This is a genomic window from Mesorhizobium sp. P2_D5 (genome assembly GCF_056404355.1).
In genome coordinates, this window is the sequence record NZ_JBFUEE010000006.1 from 336894 (window position 1) to 355112 (window position 18219).

The 18219-nt window shown below is 64.2% G+C and carries 20 protein-coding genes; all 20 read right to left on the bottom strand.

The features are described 5' to 3' along the window. Nucleotides 1-5: 5 nt before the first annotated feature. Nucleotides 6-1262, bottom strand: a complete 1257-nt coding sequence (locus AC1DYW_RS25600) for a flagellar hook protein FlgE (RefSeq protein WP_457150812.1) — start codon at nucleotides 1260-1262, stop codon at nucleotides 6-8. 100 nt (nucleotides 1263-1362) lie between these two features. Beyond that, entirely contained in the window at nucleotides 1363-2031 is a 669-nt protein-coding gene (locus AC1DYW_RS25605; protein ID WP_111547800.1) for a response regulator transcription factor, read from the bottom strand. 221 nt (nucleotides 2032-2252) lie between these two features. Beyond that, the gene (locus tag AC1DYW_RS25610; RefSeq protein ID WP_457150823.1) at nucleotides 2253-2840 is read right to left on the bottom strand and encodes a transglycosylase SLT domain-containing protein; all 588 of its coding nucleotides are present in this window, start codon (nucleotides 2838-2840) and stop codon (nucleotides 2253-2255) included. Continuing rightward, entirely contained in the window at nucleotides 2770-4194 is a 1425-nt protein-coding gene (fliK, locus tag AC1DYW_RS25615) for a flagellar hook-length control protein FliK (protein ID WP_477228046.1), read from the bottom strand. Before fliK ends, AC1DYW_RS25610 begins: the two co-directional genes overlap by 71 nt. Beyond that, nucleotides 4191-5570 carry a chemotaxis protein MotC gene (locus tag AC1DYW_RS25620; RefSeq protein WP_477228047.1) on the bottom strand — a complete coding sequence of 460 codons (1380 nt, stop codon included), beginning with the start codon at nucleotides 5568-5570 and terminating at the stop codon, nucleotides 4191-4193. Before AC1DYW_RS25620 ends, fliK begins: the two co-directional genes overlap by 4 nt. Then, nucleotides 5567-6961, bottom strand: coding sequence for a MotB family protein (locus tag AC1DYW_RS25625; protein ID WP_477228048.1), 1395 nt, complete (start codon nucleotides 6959-6961; stop codon nucleotides 5567-5569). The genes AC1DYW_RS25620 and AC1DYW_RS25625 overlap by 4 nt, the downstream gene beginning before the upstream one ends. Beyond that, nucleotides 6958-7584 carry a hypothetical protein gene (locus AC1DYW_RS25630; RefSeq protein WP_477228049.1) on the bottom strand — a complete coding sequence of 209 codons (627 nt, stop codon included), beginning with the start codon at nucleotides 7582-7584 and terminating at the stop codon, nucleotides 6958-6960. Before AC1DYW_RS25630 ends, AC1DYW_RS25625 begins: the two co-directional genes overlap by 4 nt. Nucleotides 7585-7587: 3 nt before the next feature. Further along, nucleotides 7588-9234 carry a flagellar basal-body MS-ring/collar protein FliF gene (fliF, locus tag AC1DYW_RS25635; protein ID WP_477228050.1) on the bottom strand — a complete coding sequence of 549 codons (1647 nt, stop codon included), beginning with the start codon at nucleotides 9232-9234 and terminating at the stop codon, nucleotides 7588-7590. Nucleotides 9235-9369: 135 nt separating this feature from the next. After that, a complete protein-coding gene (locus AC1DYW_RS25640) occupies nucleotides 9370-10437 on the bottom strand; it encodes a flagellin N-terminal helical domain-containing protein (protein WP_477228051.1) in 1068 nt (355 codons plus the stop codon). A gap of 279 nt (nucleotides 10438-10716) precedes the next feature. After that, a complete protein-coding gene (locus AC1DYW_RS25645) occupies nucleotides 10717-11718 on the bottom strand; it encodes a flagellin N-terminal helical domain-containing protein (RefSeq protein ID WP_095084515.1) in 1002 nt (333 codons plus the stop codon). A 233-nt stretch (nucleotides 11719-11951) separates the two neighbouring features. Next, nucleotides 11952-12683, bottom strand: coding sequence for a flagellar type III secretion system pore protein FliP (gene fliP / locus AC1DYW_RS25650; RefSeq protein WP_477228052.1), 732 nt, complete (start codon nucleotides 12681-12683; stop codon nucleotides 11952-11954). Next, nucleotides 12680-13174 (bottom strand): flagellar basal body-associated FliL family protein, encoded by a 495-nt coding sequence (locus tag AC1DYW_RS25655; protein WP_477228053.1) that lies wholly within the window; start codon nucleotides 13172-13174, stop codon nucleotides 12680-12682. Before AC1DYW_RS25655 ends, fliP begins: the two co-directional genes overlap by 4 nt. A gap of 19 nt (nucleotides 13175-13193) precedes the next feature. Next, on the bottom strand, nucleotides 13194-13901 hold the full coding sequence (gene flgH / locus AC1DYW_RS25660) for a flagellar basal body L-ring protein FlgH (protein WP_477228054.1): 708 nt from the start codon (nucleotides 13899-13901) through the stop codon (nucleotides 13194-13196). Beyond that, the gene (locus AC1DYW_RS25665) at nucleotides 13898-14482 is read right to left on the bottom strand and encodes a MotE family protein (RefSeq protein WP_477228055.1); all 585 of its coding nucleotides are present in this window, start codon (nucleotides 14480-14482) and stop codon (nucleotides 13898-13900) included. Before AC1DYW_RS25665 ends, flgH begins: the two co-directional genes overlap by 4 nt. Nucleotides 14483-14485: 3 nt before the next feature. Beyond that, nucleotides 14486-15727 carry a flagellar basal body P-ring protein FlgI gene (locus AC1DYW_RS25670; RefSeq protein ID WP_095084511.1) on the bottom strand — a complete coding sequence of 414 codons (1242 nt, stop codon included), beginning with the start codon at nucleotides 15725-15727 and terminating at the stop codon, nucleotides 14486-14488. After that, nucleotides 15724-16260: a flagellar basal body P-ring formation chaperone FlgA gene (gene flgA / locus AC1DYW_RS25675; RefSeq protein WP_477228056.1), complete on the bottom strand. Its 537-nt coding sequence runs from the start codon at nucleotides 16258-16260 to the stop codon at nucleotides 15724-15726. The genes AC1DYW_RS25670 and flgA overlap by 4 nt, the downstream gene beginning before the upstream one ends. Before the next feature lie 5 nt (nucleotides 16261-16265). Beyond that, nucleotides 16266-17054, bottom strand: coding sequence for a flagellar basal-body rod protein FlgG (gene flgG / locus AC1DYW_RS25680; protein ID WP_095084509.1), 789 nt, complete (start codon nucleotides 17052-17054; stop codon nucleotides 16266-16268). An 11-nt stretch (nucleotides 17055-17065) separates the two neighbouring features. Then, nucleotides 17066-17392 (bottom strand): flagellar hook-basal body complex protein FliE, encoded by a 327-nt coding sequence (gene fliE, locus AC1DYW_RS25685; protein WP_477228057.1) that lies wholly within the window; start codon nucleotides 17390-17392, stop codon nucleotides 17066-17068. Beyond that, nucleotides 17392-17808 carry a flagellar basal body rod protein FlgC gene (gene flgC / locus AC1DYW_RS25690; RefSeq protein ID WP_095084507.1) on the bottom strand — a complete coding sequence of 139 codons (417 nt, stop codon included), beginning with the start codon at nucleotides 17806-17808 and terminating at the stop codon, nucleotides 17392-17394. Before flgC ends, fliE begins: the two co-directional genes overlap by 1 nt. Nucleotides 17809-17810: 2 nt before the next feature. After that, complete coding sequence (flgB, locus tag AC1DYW_RS25695) at nucleotides 17811-18191, bottom strand: flagellar basal body rod protein FlgB (RefSeq protein WP_095084506.1); 381 nt, start codon at nucleotides 18189-18191, stop codon at nucleotides 17811-17813. Nucleotides 18192-18219 lie beyond the last annotated feature (28 nt).

Below are 18219 nucleotides of genomic sequence, written 5' to 3' on the forward strand. Positions count from 1 at the left end.
CCGTTTTATCTCTTCAGGTTGACAAGGACGTCCATCAGATCGGAACCGGTCTGGAAGACTTTCGAATTGGCGGTGTAGCTGCGCTGTGCCGCGATCATGTTGGTCAGTTCTTCGGCGATATCGACGTTGGAATTCTCGAGTGCGCCGGAGATGATGGAGCCGGCCTTGCCCTCATTGGCAAAACCGATACGGACCGCGCCGGATTCGGTGCCCTGTGCGTAGACGTTGCCGGGCAGCGCGTTGAGCTGGTCCGGGCTCTGCACGTCGGCCAGCGGGATCTTGTAGAGCGCCTTGGTGGAGCCGTCCTTGTACTGCGCCGAGATGGTGCCGTCCTTGCTGATCTGGATCTTGTCGATGGTGCTCGGTGCGTTGCCGTTCACCTGGGCATCGGAAACGGTGAATCCGGCGCCGAGCTGGGTCAATGCCGACAGGTCCAGCGAAAAGGCGGCGCCATTGGGCACCGTCAGGCTGACGCTGTTGACGGCACCGGTGAGCTTGCCCGTGGTGGTGTCGAAGGTCAGGTTGGCCGAGCCCAATGCGCCGCCGGTGTAAGGGAACGACGTCCCGGCGGTGGCCTTCGACTGATCGAAGACCGCCACCTGCCAGGTGCCGGCGCCGGTGTTGGTGAAATAGACGTCGAGCAGCTTCTTGTTGCCGAGATTGTCGTAGGCGACCATCGAGGATTTCGACGTGTACTGCGCGCCCGCCGCGTTGGTGGTGGGCAGATTGCCGGCGGCGACCGGCGTCGCGCCTGCCGGCAGGTTGCCGCTGTAGGTACCCTGGGTGCTCGGCGTTGCCGTCATCCCCTGGTCGGAGATGAGCACCGGGGTCAGTCCCTCGAAGCCGTTCACCGTTGCCGCCGGCACGCCGTTGGCGTAGCTGTAGGCCATCAGCTGGAAGCCGGCCGCGTTGACCAGCCTGCCCTCCGCATCCGGTACGAAGGCGCCGGCCCGGGTCAGGAAAGGTGTTCCGCTCGGATCTTGAACGACGAAGAAACCGTCGCCGTTGACGGCGAGGTCGGAGACCGAGGTCGTGTATTGAAGCACGCCTGGATCGCTGACCGCCTGCCGGATCGTCGTGGTGACGCCGCCGGAATTGTAGGCGCCGCCCGTGCTCGGCATGACCAGCGACGAAAATTCGGCGGAGGACCGCTTGTAGCCGGTGGTGTCGGAATTGGCGATGTTGTCGGCCGTGGTGGACAGCCGGTTTGCCTGTGCATTCATGCCGGAAACGCCGGTCCGCATCATTCCGTAGAGGCTCATCGAAACGTCTCCCCAATGTGGATGCCGCTGGCTCCAATGCGGATGCCACTGGCTACGAGGCTACGCATCCTGTCTTGCGCGAGGCTGGCGCGGGGCTGCATCAGAAGACGAGCCGGTAGCCAAGGAAGCGCTTGGAATCGATCGGGTCGGTGCCCAGCTTCTCGCGCAGCTTCTTGCGCAATTTGCTGATGTGGCTTTCGACCACGTTCTCCTCGACCTCTTCGTCGAAGATGCCGTAGATGGCGTTGAAAACCTGGGTCTTTGTGACCCGGCGGCCGCGATTGCTGGCCAAATATTCGAGGATGCGTCGCTCGCGGCGCGGCAAGGGCAAAGGCTGGCCGTCGATCTCGGGATCGCGGCCATCCATGAAGATGCGCATGGCGCCAATCTCGGTGTAGGCGACATCTTCCTGGGCGCGGCGGCGGATGGCGGTGATGCGGGCGAGGATCTCGCGGATGTGGACGGGCTTGCGAATGACGTCGTCGACGCCGCTCTCGAACAACCGCAGCGTGTTTTCCAGCGAGTGCTGTTCGCTCAAGGCGATGACCGGTGCGCCGGTGCGGTCGCGGATCTGACGGGGAGAGATCGAGCCTTCGCGGCAGTCGCCGATCAGGAAGGCTCGAACCGACCTCAGGTCGGTATCCGCCGCCGAGCTTACCCACTCGCCGAACTCGCCCGGCGCGAAGCCCGCGCAGGCGACACCCTCACGGTCGAAAAGTGAATTGTATCCCTCTGTTACGAGCTCGCGCTCGTCAACGATTACAATCATCGGCCCGCCTCCGAATCAAATCATTTGCCCCGTGAGAAAAGGCGTATCCGCTGGCGAGAATCCTGAACAACCGTCATTTCTTGTAGCTAGTTTCTTGGGAGTCTGGAATCGCGCCGGTTGCATTAGCCTGCAACCAGATATGCTTTCGGCGGCAAGTTCCGGCCAAGTCAAAGCGACAACCCGGGACGGCGCGAACGGCGTATTGGATGCCGAAGATACGCCTACGGGTTGCAGAAGCCGCGGGCGTTCGCGGTCCATTTTCCAAAGCCGGTGGCGACCATGTTGGCAATGACGCGGCAGACATAGATCTTCTGCGCCGGATCGTTGTCGGGACCGGCATGATAGCGGGCGACTGCCATCGACCAGGTCTCGTGACGGGCATGGAGGCTGGCCAGGAAGCGCGCCGCATAGTCGACGTTCTGACGCGGATCGAGCATGTCCTCGACGCTGCGGAAATGCGACGCGTGGTAGTGATGGTTGATCTGCATGCAGCCCAGATCGATGAGCGTCTTGCCTTCGCGCCGGGCATTGGCGAAGGCGGCAAGGGCCTCGGTCCGGCTTCTCGGAAAGACCGCTTTTCCTTCTATATTCAAAGCGTTGGGCTGAAGGCTGCCCTTGTTTCCGGTCTCCGTCAGGCCCACGGCATAGAGGATGCCGGCGGGCACGCCATAGCGATCGGCGGCACGCAGGATCTCGGGCTCGCAAGGGTTGGTGGCGGCAGCGGCAGCGCCTGCCGCGCTAGATAAACATATCGCCGCCAGCGCGCTCGCGAGAAGGTGAAGTGCCGCGGCCGTAGTCCTGCGCGTCATCATTGCGGTTTCCTGCGGATTGCTGACCCGATTGCTGACCACCCGCTCCACTGTTGCCGCTGCCCGGGTTTCCAGGTTGGAAGGATGATGGATCGCGGCCCGACGCGCTCGGCAAAGGGGCGGTCGCATCGGTGCGGGTTGCAGCAGGAACCGCTACCGAAGGTTGCAGGATCGTAACCTTGTCAACCTCGAAGCCGAGCCCGCGCAGCGATTTGGCGATGGCCTCGCTGTCGGCGGACAAACGACGATAAGCGTCGTGTGTTGCGGGCTTCAATTCAATCGAAAGTTGTTCTCCCGAGAGGCGAAGGTTGGCCGTCAACATGCCGAGTTCGGCGGGGTGAAGTTCGATCTTCAACACATGTGTCGGAACGGCAACAGGGCTGCCCAGCTGGGTGGCCGCGGATGAGGCTGGAAGGGCCTTTTGCGGGCCGCCATCGGCGGCTATGGCGTTGACCACATTGAGGGCTGCCTGGCTGATGGGACTTTGCGGTGGCGCCGGGAAGCTCTGTTGCGACACGACGTCGATGCGTGTGGCGGACAGGGATTGTTTTCCGGCTTCGGGCCGTAACGAGGACTGGACATCCTCGATGCTTTTCATCGCCGGCGCGGCGTGTTTCGATTGCACGCCGGGCACATCGGCGGTTGTGGCGTCCGGCAGCTTCTGGGCCGCTACGACGGTGTCGCGTTTCGGCGCGCCGGAGGCAACGCCGGCAGCGCTCGGCGGCTGGCCATCAAGCTCTGTCAAAGGCCCGTCGACGATCGACACCTGCTCCGGCTTCGACTTGGTTTCGACGATTTCGTTTCCGGCCGTGGACTTCGACCGATAGGTTTTTGGGAGCGGAGCCTGCGCGTTGAGCGCCGGGTCCGGTGGGCTCTCGCCGTTAGCCGTGTCGCGCCCGCTTGCCTTGGTCGATGTCGAGAAATGGCGCAGGTCATGGAACGCGATAAGCAGCGGCAGATGGTCCTGAAGCGGCACGGCATCCGCGTCAGGCGCCGTCTCTTCGGCGTCGGCATCGTCCTTGTGCGACTTCGCTTCCAAATCGTCCTTGGCTTCCAAATCGTCCTCGCCGCTCTTCACGGCCGGCAACTTGGCCGAGACGATCTTTCCGGGATCGGCCGATGTCGGCTCGGCCTTGCTGCCATGCCCGGCAAGGTTGGCGGCGAGCTTGCCCCAGCGCTGCTCGCGCGATCCCGCCTCGGTCGTCGGATGCCGTTCCGGGCGGGCCGGACTGGCCTCGCCATGCAGGATTTTGCCAAAGCCTGCGTTGTCCTTCTTGCCGTTCGCCGCCGGTTGCTCCGATGTTGCGCGCGCGGTGGCAAATCCTGGCAAGGCCGAGCCGAGGCTGGTGGTCATTTGGGGGCGGCTCCAAGCATCTGGTCGATCAGGTCGAGCTGTCGACGTGTTTTGTTCATGGCGGCATCGGTCGGGTCGGTGGGCTCGGGACTGGCCGCGGGCGATGGCGCCGACGCCTGCACGACGGTCGCCGCATCGGCAGGTGCAACCGCAGCCGCCGGCGTCTCCGGAACACTGGCGACCGGTCCGCCGGAGGCGGCAGCGACGGCGGGTTGCTCGGCGATGGCGCCTTCGACGGGGGGTAGCCCGCTGGCGTCGGCGCCTTGCGCCGCGACGGTTTCGGGCGCTGGCGGCCGCTCGGCCGCGACAACTGGCTTTTCCTCGGGGAGGGGGGCGGGCGGGGCGACGACTTCGCCGGCGATGGCCTGGGCGGCGTCAAGCAAGGCGCGGTCGCCTTCCGACAGCTTGCTGCGGTCGATCTTGCCGAGTTTGGCGCGGACGTCTTCGATGGTGCCCGAGGTCACGGTGGAAAGACTGGCGTAAAGCAGGGCGCGCGGATCGTCCTGGTTGGTGTTGCCGTCGCGACCCTGCTCGGCTCGCGCCGAAGCGAAGGCCGACAGGTCGTTCAGACCGTCGATTGCGGCACGGCGGGCGATGCGCAGATAGATCACCTTCTCACGCTCGGGATCCATCATCGAGGTGATGTCGGCCAGCTTGTCCTGGCTGATCGACATGTGCAGAGCGATGACGCCGGAGACGAAGGAGTCGGCGAACTGGCTGGCATAGGGCGAATAGAGGTAGCGCTCGACATACTGGGTCGACGCGCGTGCGAAGCGTGCCGCGTCACCCTGCGCACCCGCAATGCCGACCGAACGGCGCAGTGCTGCTTCCTCGACCAGCGTGCCGGGGCTGAGCAATCTTGCCTCGTCGAGCAAACCAAGCGCCGCAGCCGGCTGGTCGCCGGCAAGCAGCGAGCCTTTGACCAGGGCAAGGAAAGCGCCGAGGTCGGGAGGCAGCGTCATCGGATCGATCGGCTTCAACGCTTCGATCGCCTCGCCGGGCCGGCCATTGAGATAGTCGATAACCCCTTTGGCCACGGCAAGGCTTTGCGGGTCCGTCGTGGCGCGCGACGTGGCGGCCTCGACAGTCACCGGATTGCCGCCGCTCATGCCGTAGACAAGCAGGGCGCGAAAGTTCTTGGGATCCTTGAAATCCTCGGCATCCGCCGTGCGCAGCCGCGCATCCACCATCTCGAGCAGCTTGGCCTGCATCGGCAGGGCGGCATGATCGCCAGCGGCGATGCGGTCCTGGATGAGCTGCAGCGAGCGCACCAGCTGATACGGCTGCAACGAGTCCTGGGCGAAGCCGGCTGACGGATATCCGCCGGCCAGCAGCAACAGGCCAATCAACCGGCTGGTGACGGCCGCCCGCCTCATCCGCCGGCCGCCATCAGGATTTCGATGCGGCGGTTCACAGCTGCCAATGGATTTGCCGGGTCCTTCGGCTGGCGGTCGGCGAAACCGGCGACCTCTGTGATACGGCGTTCATCGACTCCACCGCGCACGAGCATGTAGTAGGCGGAATGCGCGCGCGCCGTCGACAGCCGCCAATTGTCGTAGCTGTCGCTGCGGAATGGCCGTGCATCGGTGTGGCCGTTGATGCTGATGGTGCCCTTCTGGCTGTTGACGATGCGGCCGATCTTTTCCATCGCCAGCACCAGTTCGCGGCGCGGCAGCGCCGAACCGACCTCGAACATGCCGAAGTCGAGTTGGTCGGTGATCGAGATGACGACGCCCTTGTCGGTGGCTTCCACCGAGACGCCGTCATGCAGCTTGTCGCCGGGCTTGAAGGCGTCGGCCAACTGCCGCTTGACGTCGGCCGCGGCCTTGACGGCGGCGGCGGTCGGCGCCTTCTCTCCGGTGTCGGGCTTGGCTTCCTCTTGCGCCTTGGCCTCGGCCTTGGCTGCGTCCGTGACTTTGGTGTCGTCTGGTTTGGTCTCGCCCGGCTTCGCGTCGCCCGGCTTCGCGTCGCTTGGCTTCGTGCCTGTTGGTTTGGTGTTGCCGGCCTTGGCCATTGTCGTGGCGGGGCTCGCGGCTTGCTTGCCGGTCGCGTCCTCTGCCGGGGGTTCGAGCGGTGCGGCCGCGACGGGTGGCACGGCCTTGACCTTGGGCACTTGCGTTTCGGCAACCTTGTCACCGGGCTTGACCGCATCGCCCTCGATTTTGGCACGCTGGGCACTGGCTTCGGCGCCGGGCGCCGCCACCTGCTGCGACCAGAAATCAGGCTCGAAGGGATCGCGATAGGAGGCGCCGCCGGAAGCACCGGTCGCAGGGCCGGCAGCCTGCGCGCCGCCATCGCCCTTCTGGCTGACATTCTGCATGACGCCGGTATCGGTGGCGATTTCCGAAAGCACCGCGTAGGGGTCGGCGAACAGATGCTCGTCGGAGTGTTCCGCCTGTGGGAGTTCCTGCTTCTCCTGTTTGCGGTCCGCGGAGCCATCGCCGTCCTGGCCGGCCTTGTTGGTCGCCTTCTGCGGGTTGTCGGCCGTCGTCCCCATCGCGCGCGGACCGTCGCCGAGATCCTCCAGACCCTTGCGGCTCGAATTGCGGTCGACCAGCTTGACCGGGTTGAAATAGCTGGCGACGGCTGCCTTGGTCTGCTCGTTGGCGGCATTGATCAGCCACATGACCAGGAAGAAGCACATCATCGCCGTCATGAAGTCGGCGAAGGCGATCTTCCAGACGCCGCCATGGTGGGCATCGTCATGGTCGTCGTGACCTCGACGAACGATGATGATCTCCTGGTGTCCGGCATCAGCGACGCTCATGCCAGGACCTCGGAAAGGGTCGTCGACCATTCGGCCATGCGTGTCTCGAACACCGCCTCGTCGATGGCGACCGTGAGATCGAAGCCTGGTGTCTCGGTGAAGTCGAGATTGGCGGCGCGGGGACCGAGCGATGCCTTCAGCGTTTCGAACAGCGAGAGCGGGCCGCGCACGGCGATGCGCACCGCTTCGGCATCGCCGACCGCCTCGCGTATCGCGCCGGCAAGCGCCTCGATCGAGCGTTTCTGCAGATCGTCGCTGACGATACCCCCGATCATGCGGGCGACGGTGGCGGCGACCAGCCCGGTCACGCGCGCCTCCATGGCATCGATGCGCAACGAGACAGCCTTGCCGACATCGTCGCCGAGGCTTTCGAGAAATACCCTTGCTTCCTCGGCATTGGCCTGGCGTTCGGCTTCGAGCGCGGCTTCATGGGCAATCGACAAGCGTGCCTCGAGCGCCGCCTCAGCCTGGGCAACTGCTTCCGCGATCAGCGTGCCGATATCGGCTTGCGGCGCCGGCGCGTCTAGCTTGTGTTCGGGGTCGGCCACGGCCCGGGGCTGGCCGGCACGTTGCGTGCGGCTACCGAAATCAGGCAGAAGGTCGAAAAGGGCTACGGAGGGCATGGTTTAAGCCGCGACTTCCTGAGCGGCCCATTTGCGCAGGATCTGCGCGGTGCGCTCCTCGTTGAGGTCGACCATTCGGGCAAGCCGCTCCTGCGGCGCCGGCCTGATCTTCTGGCGAAGATCATCGAGCGGTGTCGGGCCGGGGCGCGCACCGGGCAAGGCGCCGACGGCAGCGCTTTCGGCGTTTGCGCTTGCTTCGGGTGTCGGCAGCGAGCGCTGGACGTCTTCGTAGCTGGGGCCTGTAAGTGCCGGCGTCGCCTTTGCCGTCAGCGCCGCCGCCATCGGCCTCAGGCCGAAGAAGGCGACCAGGAACACCACGACGATGAAGGCGCCGGCGTTGATCAGCGTGCCGGCATGCTGGCCGATGGTATCGAGCATCCCAGCCTGCGGGATCGCCTCGCCGTCCAGCCCGTCGATGAACTCGACCGCAGAGACGTCGATGACGTCGCCGCGCTTGTCGTCGAAGCCGGTGGCCGAGGTCACCATCTTCTGGATCTCGGCGACGCGCTTGGCAATCTGCTCCGGCGTGGCGTCCTTGCCGAGGATGGTCACCAGGCGTTGCTGGTTGACGACGACGGCGATCGACATCTTGGTGACGGTGTAGCCGTTGGAGACGGTGGCGATCTTCTTCGAGTTGATCTCGTAGTTGGTGATCTCTTCCTTGCGGTCGTTCTGCGAGGAGGATTGCGGACCGTCGGTGGCGGTTGCCTGGGTCTCGGGCAGGTTCTGCTCGACGCTGGCTGGCGTCGAGGCCTGCTTCTGGTTGTTGTTTTCGTTGGCGCGCACCGACTGCACCGAGCGCTCGACGCGTGAATTCGGATCGAAAATGGTTTCTTCCGTCTGGCGGGTGTCGGTGTTGACCTCGGCCTTGACGCTGGCGCGGAAGTTGTCGGGGCCGAGATAGGCCGTCAGCGCACGGCGGATGTTGTCGCCGATCTGCGCCTCGACGGTCTGCTCGACACCGAGCGTGCGGGCGGCGCTGGTGTTGGAAGGATCATCGCCCGCTGCCAGCAGATTGCCGCTGGAATCGAGCACGGTCACCTTGTCGGCCGACAGGCCAGGGACAGCGGCGGCGACGAGATGGCGGATCGACATGGCGCTCTTCTCGGCGTCGATGCCGGCGTAGCGGATGACCACCGATGCCGAAGGCTGCTGTTCGTCGCGGCGGAAATTGGCGCGTTCGGACATGACGATGTGGACGCGCGCCGCCTTGATGCCTGAAATCGACTGGATGGTGCGGGCGATCTCGCCCTCCAGCGCGCGCACGCGGGTGATCTGCTGCATGAAGGAGGTGAGGCCGAGCGAGCCGACATTGTCGAACAGTTCGTAGCCGGCATTGGCGCTGGTCGGCAGGCCCTTTTCGGCAAGCAGCATGCGCGCCTGCGCGGTTGTGCCGGCCGGCACCAGCACCGAGGTTCCGTCGGCGCCCACATCGAAGCCGATGCCGGCTTCGCCCAGCACCAGGCCGATCTGGTTCACGTCGGCGCGGTCGAGCCCGACATAGAGCGTGTCGTAGGCGGGACGGTTGAGATAGACCGAGGCGATGCCGATGACGCCCATCACCAGGACGGCGATGCCAGCCAGCATGGCAAGGCGCTTGACGCCAAAGCCGCGAAGATTCGAGATGATGCTCTGGATCTGTTCCGGCACGGTTCGACGACTCCCAGCATGACTGTCCGCCGGAACAGTAGTCTTCGAAGCTTGTGCGAAAATGAAATCGGGCCGCGCTTGCGGCGCGGCCCGTTAATCGGAGTGCGAAAAGGACGGTGCCGGTGGCGCCCGCGACTAGTTCTTGAACAGCGACAGGATGCTCTGCGAAGCGCTGTTGGCGATCGACAGCGACTGGATGCCGAGTTGCTGCTGAACCTGCAGCGCCTGGAGCCGGGTCGATTCCTTGTTCATGTCGGCATCGACGAGCTGGCCGACACCACGGTCGATGGAGTCCATCAGGCTCTGGGTGAAGGTCTTCTGCAGGTCGATGCTGCTCTTGGCCGAACCGAGGATGGTTGCGGAATCGGTCAACTGCGCCATGACCTTGTCGATCCTGGTCACCATCTGGGTGATGATGTCGTCGGTTACGCCGGCCGCGGTGATGTCGAGGTTGTAGGCGGAGATGTTGTCGACCTTGGGGACGACCGCTCCCGCCGCCGCCTGACCAGCAGTGTTTGCCGCGATGTCCGTTGCTCCGCCAGCGAGCGCGGTCGCATAGGCGTTGTCATACAGGGTCTGGGCGGCTCCCGTGGCATAAATCGAAGTCTGGCGATCGAGGGTGCCGCGATTCTTGACCTCGGTGGCAAGGCCGTAGTCGAAAAGCTTGGTGCCCTCGACATCGATGTCGATCGTTCCGATCGAGACGGCGCCCGACGAGGAGCGATTGAACGAGGACACGATCTGGGAGTCGGCCTGGACGCCATCATTGGGGACGGCAGTCTGCTTGGAGGTTACCGCAAGGAAGTTCGAGCCTGAGAAGGTCGCCGCATCGGCAAAGGACTTCATCTGCGCCTGAAGCGCATTGATCTCGGTCTGGGTTTTCGCCTTGGCGGCATCCGTCTGGCCGACGGTCGAAAGCAGCTTGGTCTTGATCTGGCCGATCGTGGTCAGCACATTGTTCATGCCGGTGTAGGCGGTGTCGACTTTCGAGGCGCCGAGGCCGAGTGCATCCTGCACCGTCGACAGGGCCGAGTTGTCCGAGCGCATCGTGGTGGCGATCGACCAGTAGGCGGCGTTGTCCGAGGCCTGCGAGACCCGATAGCCCGTCGAGATGCGAGCCTGCGTCTGTTCGAGTGACTTGTTGGTGGCGCTGAGGCTTTGAAGTGCGGTTAACGCCGCAGCGTTTGTCATGATGCTCGCCAAGAAAGTCGCTCCTTCTCAAAAACCGACATGCTCAGACATGCCGGACAGGCCTGTTCAACGGGTGGCATCGTGCCGGTCGGACCGATTCGCCAACGGTCGTAAGCTATTGGTTAACCATAACTAGCGCGGCATGGTTAACAGCCTGTTAAAAGCTGGCCTTTGAGAGTTAAGGAACGAGCATTGTGCGAGGCTTGCAAGGGCAAGTCGAGCAAACGCAAATCGGGCCGCGCTTTTGGCGCGGCCCGATGTTTAGTGCGAACTGTGATCAGGCGAAGGCGATTAGCCGCGGAAGAGCGACAGGATCGACTGCGACGAACCGTTGGCGATCGACAGCGCCTGGACGCCGAGCTGCTGCTGGACCTGCAGGGCCTGCAGACGGGTCGATTCCTTGTTCATGTCGGCATCGACGAGCTGGCCGACACCGCGATCGATGGAGTCCATCAGGTCGGAGGTGAAGGTCTTCTGCAGGTCGATACTGCTCTTGGCGGCGCCGAGCGTGGTGGCGGCGTTGGTCATGTCGGCGAGCGCGGAGTCGATGACGGTCATCATCTGCTTGATCTGATCGTCGCCCGCGGCTTTGCCCGTTGCGGTGTCGAAGATCTTCAGGCTGGCGGCCGAGTAAGTGTCGGTGGCCGTTGCGGCGGCGCCCAGGGTCACGGCAACGGCCGTGAGGGTGGCCACACCGGTGGAGCCCGTGCGCTGCGAGTCCAGGATGCCCTTGTTGAGTGTCGCGGTGGTACCAGCTTCATAGAGCTTGATGTTTTCCACCTTGACGTCGATCGTCGAGATCGAAGACGCACCGGCGGCGTCACGGTTGAAGGCCGAAAGGATCTTCACATCGGCCGCCGTCGTGGCTGTTGCGCCGCTGTCTACGGACAGCATGTTGGTGCCTGAGAAGGTGGCGCCGGTGGCAAAGGACTTCATCTGGTCCTGAAGGGCGGCGATTTCGACCTGGGTCTTTTCCTTCGAGGCGTCCGTCTGGCCGTAGGATGCCAGCAGCTTGGCCTTGATCTGGTTGATGGTGGAGATCGCGCTGTTCATGCCGGTGTAGGCGGTGTCGACCTTCGAAGCGCCGAGGCCGAGTGCGTCCGAAACGGTGGACATTGCCTGGTTGTCTGAGCGCATCGTGGTGGCGATCGACCAATAGGCGGCGTTGTCCGAGGCCTGCGAAACGCGGTAACCGGTCGAGATGCGCGCCTGGGTGTCCTGGAGGGATTTGCTGGTGGCGTTAAGGCTCTGCAGGGCCGTCAACGCGGCGGAGTTCGTCATGATGCTGGACATGGTACTCGTACCTTGATTTTACAGGTGTTTTTTTGACATACCGGGCCTCCCGGTATGACGGTGCGGCATCATGCCAATGATCTTCGAAATCGATCACCCGCCATCTGCGAGCGAATATGCGGGCAAGTCCCTACCAAAGGGCTAAACCGGACGGTTAATCGAAAATATATTGCTTGAATTCTGCGCTGGAGACGCGCGATGGCGACCAGCCGCCAGGGATCAGTTGCCAGCGCTCAGTTGAAGGAGCGCACAAGGCTGCCGACAAGCAGATTCCAGCCGTCGATCAGGACGAAGAACAGGATCTTGAACGGCAGCGACACCACCGTCGGCGGCAGCATCATCATGCCCATCGCCATGGTGATGGTGGCGACGATCAGGTCGATGACCAGGAATGGCAGCACGATCAGGAAGCCAATCTCGAAGCCGCGTCGGATTTCCGAGATCATGAAGGCGGGCACCAGGATGCGCAGGTCGACGGTGTCGCGCGAAACGGTCTGGCCGCGCTCGCGGGCGAGATCGGCGAAGAGGTCGAAATCCTTGTCGCGCACATTGCGCAACATGAAGGTGCGGAATGGATCCGAAATCTTGTCGAAGGCTACGGTCTGGGTGATCTGGTTGTCCATCAGCGGTTTGACGCCGGTGTTCCAGGCCTGATCGAAGGTCGGCGCCATGACATAGAAGGTCATGAACAGCGACAGTGAAATGAGAATGAGGTTGGCGGGCGTCGACTGCAGGCCGATACCGGCGCGCAGGATCGAGAAGGCGATGACGAAACGGGTGAAGCTCGTCACCATAATCAGCAAGCCCGGCGCCACCGACAGCACCGTCAGCAGCCCGAACATCTGGATGATGTAGCCGACGGTGGTGCCATCGACCTTGCCGATGCCACCGAGGTCGAGTTGCTGCGCCGCCGCGACGGAGGTGGCGGCGGCGATCATCGCCGTGGCGAGAAGGAACTTTCTCATTCGAGCAGCAATGTCCTGATAAGAATCTGCTTGGCGTGACCCTGGCTGCGGATCGAGGCGCGTTCCTCGAGATCGGCCTTCAGGTGCTGGTAACCGCTGGCACCCTCGATCTGATGCATCTTCAAGGTGCGCACCAGGGCCAGAAGGTCCTGGTGGATGTCATCCGTCATGGACTGGGGCTGCGGCCCGTCATAGACGACGGACGCTTCCATTCTGATCCAGGTATCGGCAGGCGAGGAGATGTTGGTGGTGATCGGCGCCAGCACGACGAGCGTCGGCCCCACGCCTGGCTCACCCGCCGCGGCGGGCTGTGCGGTCTTGCCTTCGTTCTCGGGCGCGACCGGCACCGACGACGGTGCCCCGACGCCCTTGAGATAGCCGCCGGACATCCAGCCCATGCCGATGGCGGCCGCGGTCACAACCAGCAGCATGACGGCCTGGATGGCAAGGGAGGGACCCTTGCGCGGCTGGACCTGTTCGACGTTTGCCACGGTGCCGTGTTCCCCAATCCTAGAACGGAAGGACCTGGTCGAGAATCTGCTGGCCGTAGGCAGGTTGCTGGACCTCGGTGATGCGGCCGCGCCCGCCGTAGGAGATGCGTGCTTCGGCGATGCGTTCGTAGGGAATGGTGTTCTCGGCGCCGATATCGGCCGGCCGCACGATACCGGCGAGGGTCAACACCCTGAGCTCGGCGTTGACGCGCACTTCCTGCGATCCCGTGATCATCAAATTGCCGTTCGGCAGGACATCGGTGACGATGGCCGCGACATTGAGTTCAAGCGTTTCCGAGCGCTTGATCTCGCCGTCGGCCGTCGTGTCCGTGGTGGAGGTGAGAGCGCCGGCGCCCTTGCCGGCGGTGCTCCACTTGTCCCACTGCGCGCTGAGGTCGTAGCCGAGCTTGCGGTTGGCGGTGCGGCTCCTGTCGTTCTGGTTCTTGAAGTTGGCCCTGTCGTTGATCTTGATCTTGACGGTCAGGATGTCGCCCTGCGACAGCGCCCGCGGGTCGGTGAACAGCCGGCTCTGGCGGTCATCCCACAAGGAGAATTTCTTGACCGGCGTGGGCGACGTTTGCGGATAGCGATAGAGGGACGAGGTGTTGCCGCCATCGATGCCGGAGCCGACCGGGGACAAAGCCGGCTCCTTGCCGACCTCCTTCAGGTTGGTTCCGCAACCGGACAGCCCGGCGACCGCGCACACGACGAGCATCTTGCGGATCATGACGGATCTACCCTTCGGGCTGCGCTGGCCATGATGCCGGTGAGCGTCGCCGCCGCCTTCTGGTCCATTTCGTTGAGGATGACGCTCGCCTTGCGTGAATCGAGCTTCATCAGTATGGCCGCCGCCAGGTCGGCGTTGACGATGGCCAGCCGCTCGGCGGCGGCGTCAGGCTTCATGCCGGCATAGATCTGGACGACGCCGTCCTCGGCGCGGGCCAGGAAAACCTCGCGTCGCTTCAGCCAGGTCTCGTATTCGGCCCGCTTCTCCTCCAGCGCCTTCATGCGCTGGTCGATGCCGGCCTGCAGCTGCTTCATCTCTTCCGCCTGCAAGGCATAGCGGCGGTCGCGGGCGGCGTCGGCGATGTTGGAGCAGAAGCGCTCGATCTCACTTTGATCCGGCGCCTTCTCCCGCGTCAATTGCTGCGGTGACTCGGCCGCAGGCGCGCCCGGCAGGACCTGGCGAACCGTTTCTTCGCCGCGCGCCGTGCCGGCGGCTAAGGACATGGCGACAATAGCGGCCGCGAACAGGATTGCGGCGGCGCGGCGTCTTTCGTGGCGTGAGAGGGAGCGCGTCATCGGCATCGCCTATTGCAGAACCAGGTCGGCCTGCAGGGCGCCGGCCGACTTGATGCCCTGCAGAATGGCAATGATTCCGTCCGGCTTGACGCCGAGACGGTTGAGGCCGGAAACGAGCGTTTCGAGATCGGGTCCGTCAAGCACGGCGACGCGGGCATCGGGCCGGCTGGCGTCGATGGCGGTGAACGGCTCGACGGCCGTCTCGCCCCTGGAGAAAGGCTCGGGCTGGACGATGCGCGGCGCTTCGGTGATGCGCACGGTGAGCGTGCCGTGGCTGATGGCAACCCGCGAGATCTTGACGTCGTTGCCGATGACGATGGTGCCGGTGCGCTCGTCGATGACGACGCGGGCCGGGGTGTCGGATTCGACCACCAGGTTTTCGATCTCGGCATAGAAGCGGGCCGCCGAAACACCCTTCGGCCTCCTGATCTGCACGGTGCGGGAATCGCGCTCGGCCGCAACCCGCGCGCCGAAGCGCTGGCTGGTGTAGTCGTTGATGGCGTCGGCGATGCGAATGGCGGTCGAGAAGTCGGGGTTGCGCAATTGCAGGGTCAGCGTCGCCTGATCGTCGAACTCGGCCTGGACCGCGCGCTCGACGATGGCGCCGTTCGGCACACGGCCGGAAGTCGGCACGCCTTGCGTCAGCTGCTCGGCCTGTCCCTTGGCGGTGAAGCCGGAAACGATGACCGAGCCCTGGCCGACGGCATAGATCTCGCCGTCAGCCGCCTTCAAAGGCGTCATGATCAGCGTGCCGCCGGCGAGCGAGGTGGCATCGCCCATCGAGGAGACGTCGATGTCGATGCGGGCGCCGGACTGCACGTAGGGCGGCATGTTGGCGGTGACGATGACGGCGGCGACATTCTTGGCGCGTGCGCTGCCGCCTTCGGTGGCGATGCCGAGATTTTCGAGCATGGCGCGGATCGATTGTTCGGTGAACGGCGAGTTGCGCAGGCTGTCGCCCGACCCGGCAAGCCCGATGACCAGGCCGTAGCCGACCAGCTGGTTGTCGCGGGAACTCTGCAGTTGGGCGATGTCCTTGATGCGCGAGGCGACCTGGCCCGGTGGCAGCGAACTCGGCCCCGACGAAACCCGGAACATGCGGCTGGTGGTGGCCGGATTGTATTCGGGATCGTCGTAGACGCCGCCATTCTTGGCGGCGAGCTCGCGCTTAGCCTTGGGCGTCAGGCCGTCGGCCAGCGCCGGCTGCAGGCCCAGCACGGCGGCCAGGATCAGGGCAAGTCCGCGCATCATGAAGCGCTGACCTGGATGGTCCCATCCGCCATCACCGTGCCGGACAGGATCTTGCCGCTGTCGACGTTGCGGACCTTGACAAGGTCGCCGGCGGAACCCGGCTGCAACGTCACCGCGGTGGCCGAGATCGTCAGTCCGCCGGCGATGAAGAAGACCTGCACGGACGCGCCCTGTTCGACCAGCCAGGCCTCACGGACGGCGGCGGAGGGAATGTAGCGGCCTGGCAGAAGCGTGCGCTTGGCGACCTTGCCGTCGAGTTCCTCGGCCCGCGTGGCGACCGCGTCCGGCTTGTGCTTGCCGGCGACCAGGGTCACGCGCTTGAGTGCGCCTAGCTCGATGGTCTCGCCGGGATAGATGACCCGGTTGGGGATCAATACGACCTCGCCGGCAGGTTGGTTGCTGGCGATCTGAGTGGCCGATTGGCCTGCCGATTGATCTGCCGATTCCTGGGCGAAAGCCGGCATGCAGCCGGTCACCAGCGCAAGGACAAGCGCGGTGCGGCGGAATGCGGAGCAGGAGATCGGCATGGCCATCATCCCTACCTGATGTTCTTGGAAACGACCGAGGCCATGTCGTCGGCGGCCTGGATGACCTTGGAGTTCATTTCATAGGCGCGCTGCGCCGAGATCAGCTCGGTGATTTCCTTGACCGGGTCGACGTTGGAGGCCTCGAGATAGCCCTGCTGGATGGTGGCAAAGCCGGGATCGCCCGGCACGCCGACATTCGCCGGCCCGGAAGCCGTGGTTTCCTGGAACAGATTGTCGCCGAGCGGGGCGAGACCCGCTTCGTTGGCGAAATTGGCGATCTGGATCTGGCCGAGGTTCTGCAGGTCAGCCTGGCCATCGATGCGGGCGAAGACCTGGCCGGTCTTGTTGACGATAACCTCAACGGCGTCGGTGGGAACGGTGATTGCCGGAATGACACTGGCGCCGTCCACCGTTACCAGCTGTCCGGTGGCGTTGGTGTTGAGGGCGCCGGCGCGGCTGTAGAGCGTGCCGCCGTCGGCGCCTTCGATCTGGAACCAGCCCCTGCCGGTCAGCGCCAGGTCGAAACTGTTGCCGGTGCTGGTCAGTTCGCCCTGGGTGTGGACGTTGCGCACGGCCGTCGTCTTGACGCCGAGGCCGATCGAGACGCCCTCCGGCACCAGCGAGGTATTGGAGCGGTTGGGCACGCCCTGCGTGCGGTCGACCTGGTACAGCAGGTCGGAGAATTCGGCGCGTGCGCGCTTGTAGCCGGTGGTGTTGATGTTGGCGATGTTGTTGGCGATGACTTCCAGGTTTGTCTGCTGGGCATTCATGCCAGTGGCGGCGATGGCGAGTGCTTTCATGGCGGAATTCCTCAGATGCCCATTCGACTGACTTCGAGATAGGCGGAAACCACCTTGTCGCGGATGGCGACGGCGGTCTGAAGCGCCTGCTGCGCGCTCATCACGGCGTCGACCACCTGACGGGTGTCGGCGTCGCCCTTGAGCGCCTGCACCGATACCTGCTCGGCATTCTGCATCGTGCTGACGGTCTTGGAGGCCGCCTGGCTCAGCGCCTCGGCGAAGGAGGTGCCGATATTGCCACCGGCCGAGGGGGTCGCGCCGCCCTGGAGCAGGCTTGTCACCGCGTCGTCGCCACCGACCGAGGACTTGAACTGAAGGGCTCCGATACCGCTGATCATTACTGGTTCCTCATCAGGTCGATGGTCATGGAAATCAGGTCGCGCGCCTGCTTGACGACCTGGAGATTGGCTTCGTAGGAACGGTTGGCCTCGGTCATGTCGGCCATTTCGATCAGCACGTTGACGTTGGGCATCTTGACATAACCCTTGTCGTCGGCGGCCTCGTTGCCGGGTTGGAACTCGACGGGAAAGTCACTGGGATCGCGATCGATCGAGTTCACTTCGACCGTCGAGCTGCCAGAGGTCCGGTCGAGCTCGGAGACGAAGCTGATGGTCTTGCGGCGATAGGGATCGGACCCTGGCGTCGTGCCGGTCGACTGGGCGTTGGCCAGGTTTTCCGAAACCACGCGCAAGCGCTCCGACTGGGCGCCGAGGCCGGATGCTGCGACTTTGAGGGCTGAGATCAGCGCGTCCATGGTCAGCTCTTCACCGCCATCATCATCATCGAATGGAACGCCTTGACGATCGCCGTGTTGAGCTCGAAGGAGCGACGCACTTCGCCGGCCTTCATCAACTGATCTTCCAGCACGACCGAGTTCTTGGACGGCATGACAACGCCGTCATCTTCCTGCGGCTTGACGGTGAAGCCGGCATTGGTCGCGGCGTTGCCGAGATGGCCGGCCTGCGTGGCCTGCAGCGACACCGCGGTGCGGTCGAGCACTTTTTCGAACGGCTCGACATCGTTTGCCGTGTAGCCCGGCGTGTTGGCGTTGGCGATGTTGCCGGCAATAGCGGACTGGCGCACGGCAAGCCATTGCGCTTGCTTGGCGGCGAGGTCGAAAAGGGAAACGGGCTCCATGGGAATCTCCGGGCGGGTTCCCGAAGAC

What these genes read in the sequence shown, in the direction of transcription:
- AC1DYW_RS25600 (WP_457150812.1), bottom strand. Translation starts at nt 1,262, where the DNA reads ATGAGCCTCTACGGAATGATGCGGACCGGCGTTTCCGGCATGAATGCA.
- AC1DYW_RS25605 (WP_111547800.1), bottom strand. Translation starts at nt 2,031, where the DNA reads ATGATTGTAATCGTTGACGAGCGCGAGCTCGTAACAGAGGGATACAAT.
- AC1DYW_RS25610 (WP_457150823.1), bottom strand. Translation starts at nt 2,840, where the DNA reads ATGACGCGCAGGACTACGGCCGCGGCACTTCACCTTCTCGCGAGCGCG.
- fliK (WP_477228046.1), bottom strand. Translation starts at nt 4,194, where the DNA reads ATGACCACCAGCCTCGGCTCGGCCTTGCCAGGATTTGCCACCGCGCGC.
- AC1DYW_RS25620 (WP_477228047.1), bottom strand. Translation starts at nt 5,570, where the DNA reads ATGAGGCGGGCGGCCGTCACCAGCCGGTTGATTGGCCTGTTGCTGCTG.
- AC1DYW_RS25625 (WP_477228048.1), bottom strand. Translation starts at nt 6,961, where the DNA reads ATGAGCGTCGCTGATGCCGGACACCAGGAGATCATCATCGTTCGTCGA.
- AC1DYW_RS25630 (WP_477228049.1), bottom strand. Translation starts at nt 7,584, where the DNA reads ATGCCCTCCGTAGCCCTTTTCGACCTTCTGCCTGATTTCGGTAGCCGC.
- AC1DYW_RS25645 (WP_095084515.1), bottom strand. Translation starts at nt 11,718, where the DNA reads ATGTCCAGCATCATGACGAACTCCGCCGCGTTGACGGCCCTGCAGAGC.
- fliP (WP_477228052.1), bottom strand. Translation starts at nt 12,683, where the DNA reads ATGAGAAAGTTCCTTCTCGCCACGGCGATGATCGCCGCCGCCACCTCC.
- flgH (WP_477228054.1), bottom strand. Translation starts at nt 13,901, where the DNA reads ATGATCCGCAAGATGCTCGTCGTGTGCGCGGTCGCCGGGCTGTCCGGT.
- AC1DYW_RS25665 (WP_477228055.1), bottom strand. Translation starts at nt 14,482, where the DNA reads ATGCCGATGACGCGCTCCCTCTCACGCCACGAAAGACGCCGCGCCGCC.
- AC1DYW_RS25670 (WP_095084511.1), bottom strand. Translation starts at nt 15,727, where the DNA reads ATGATGCGCGGACTTGCCCTGATCCTGGCCGCCGTGCTGGGCCTGCAG.
- flgA (WP_477228056.1), bottom strand. Translation starts at nt 16,260, where the DNA reads ATGGCCATGCCGATCTCCTGCTCCGCATTCCGCCGCACCGCGCTTGTC.
- flgG (WP_095084509.1), bottom strand. Translation starts at nt 17,054, where the DNA reads ATGAAAGCACTCGCCATCGCCGCCACTGGCATGAATGCCCAGCAGACA.
- fliE (WP_477228057.1), bottom strand. Translation starts at nt 17,392, where the DNA reads ATGATCAGCGGTATCGGAGCCCTTCAGTTCAAGTCCTCGGTCGGTGGC.
- flgC (WP_095084507.1), bottom strand. Translation starts at nt 17,808, where the DNA reads ATGGACGCGCTGATCTCAGCCCTCAAAGTCGCAGCATCCGGCCTCGGC.
- flgB (WP_095084506.1), bottom strand. Translation starts at nt 18,191, where the DNA reads ATGGAGCCCGTTTCCCTTTTCGACCTCGCCGCCAAGCAAGCGCAATGG.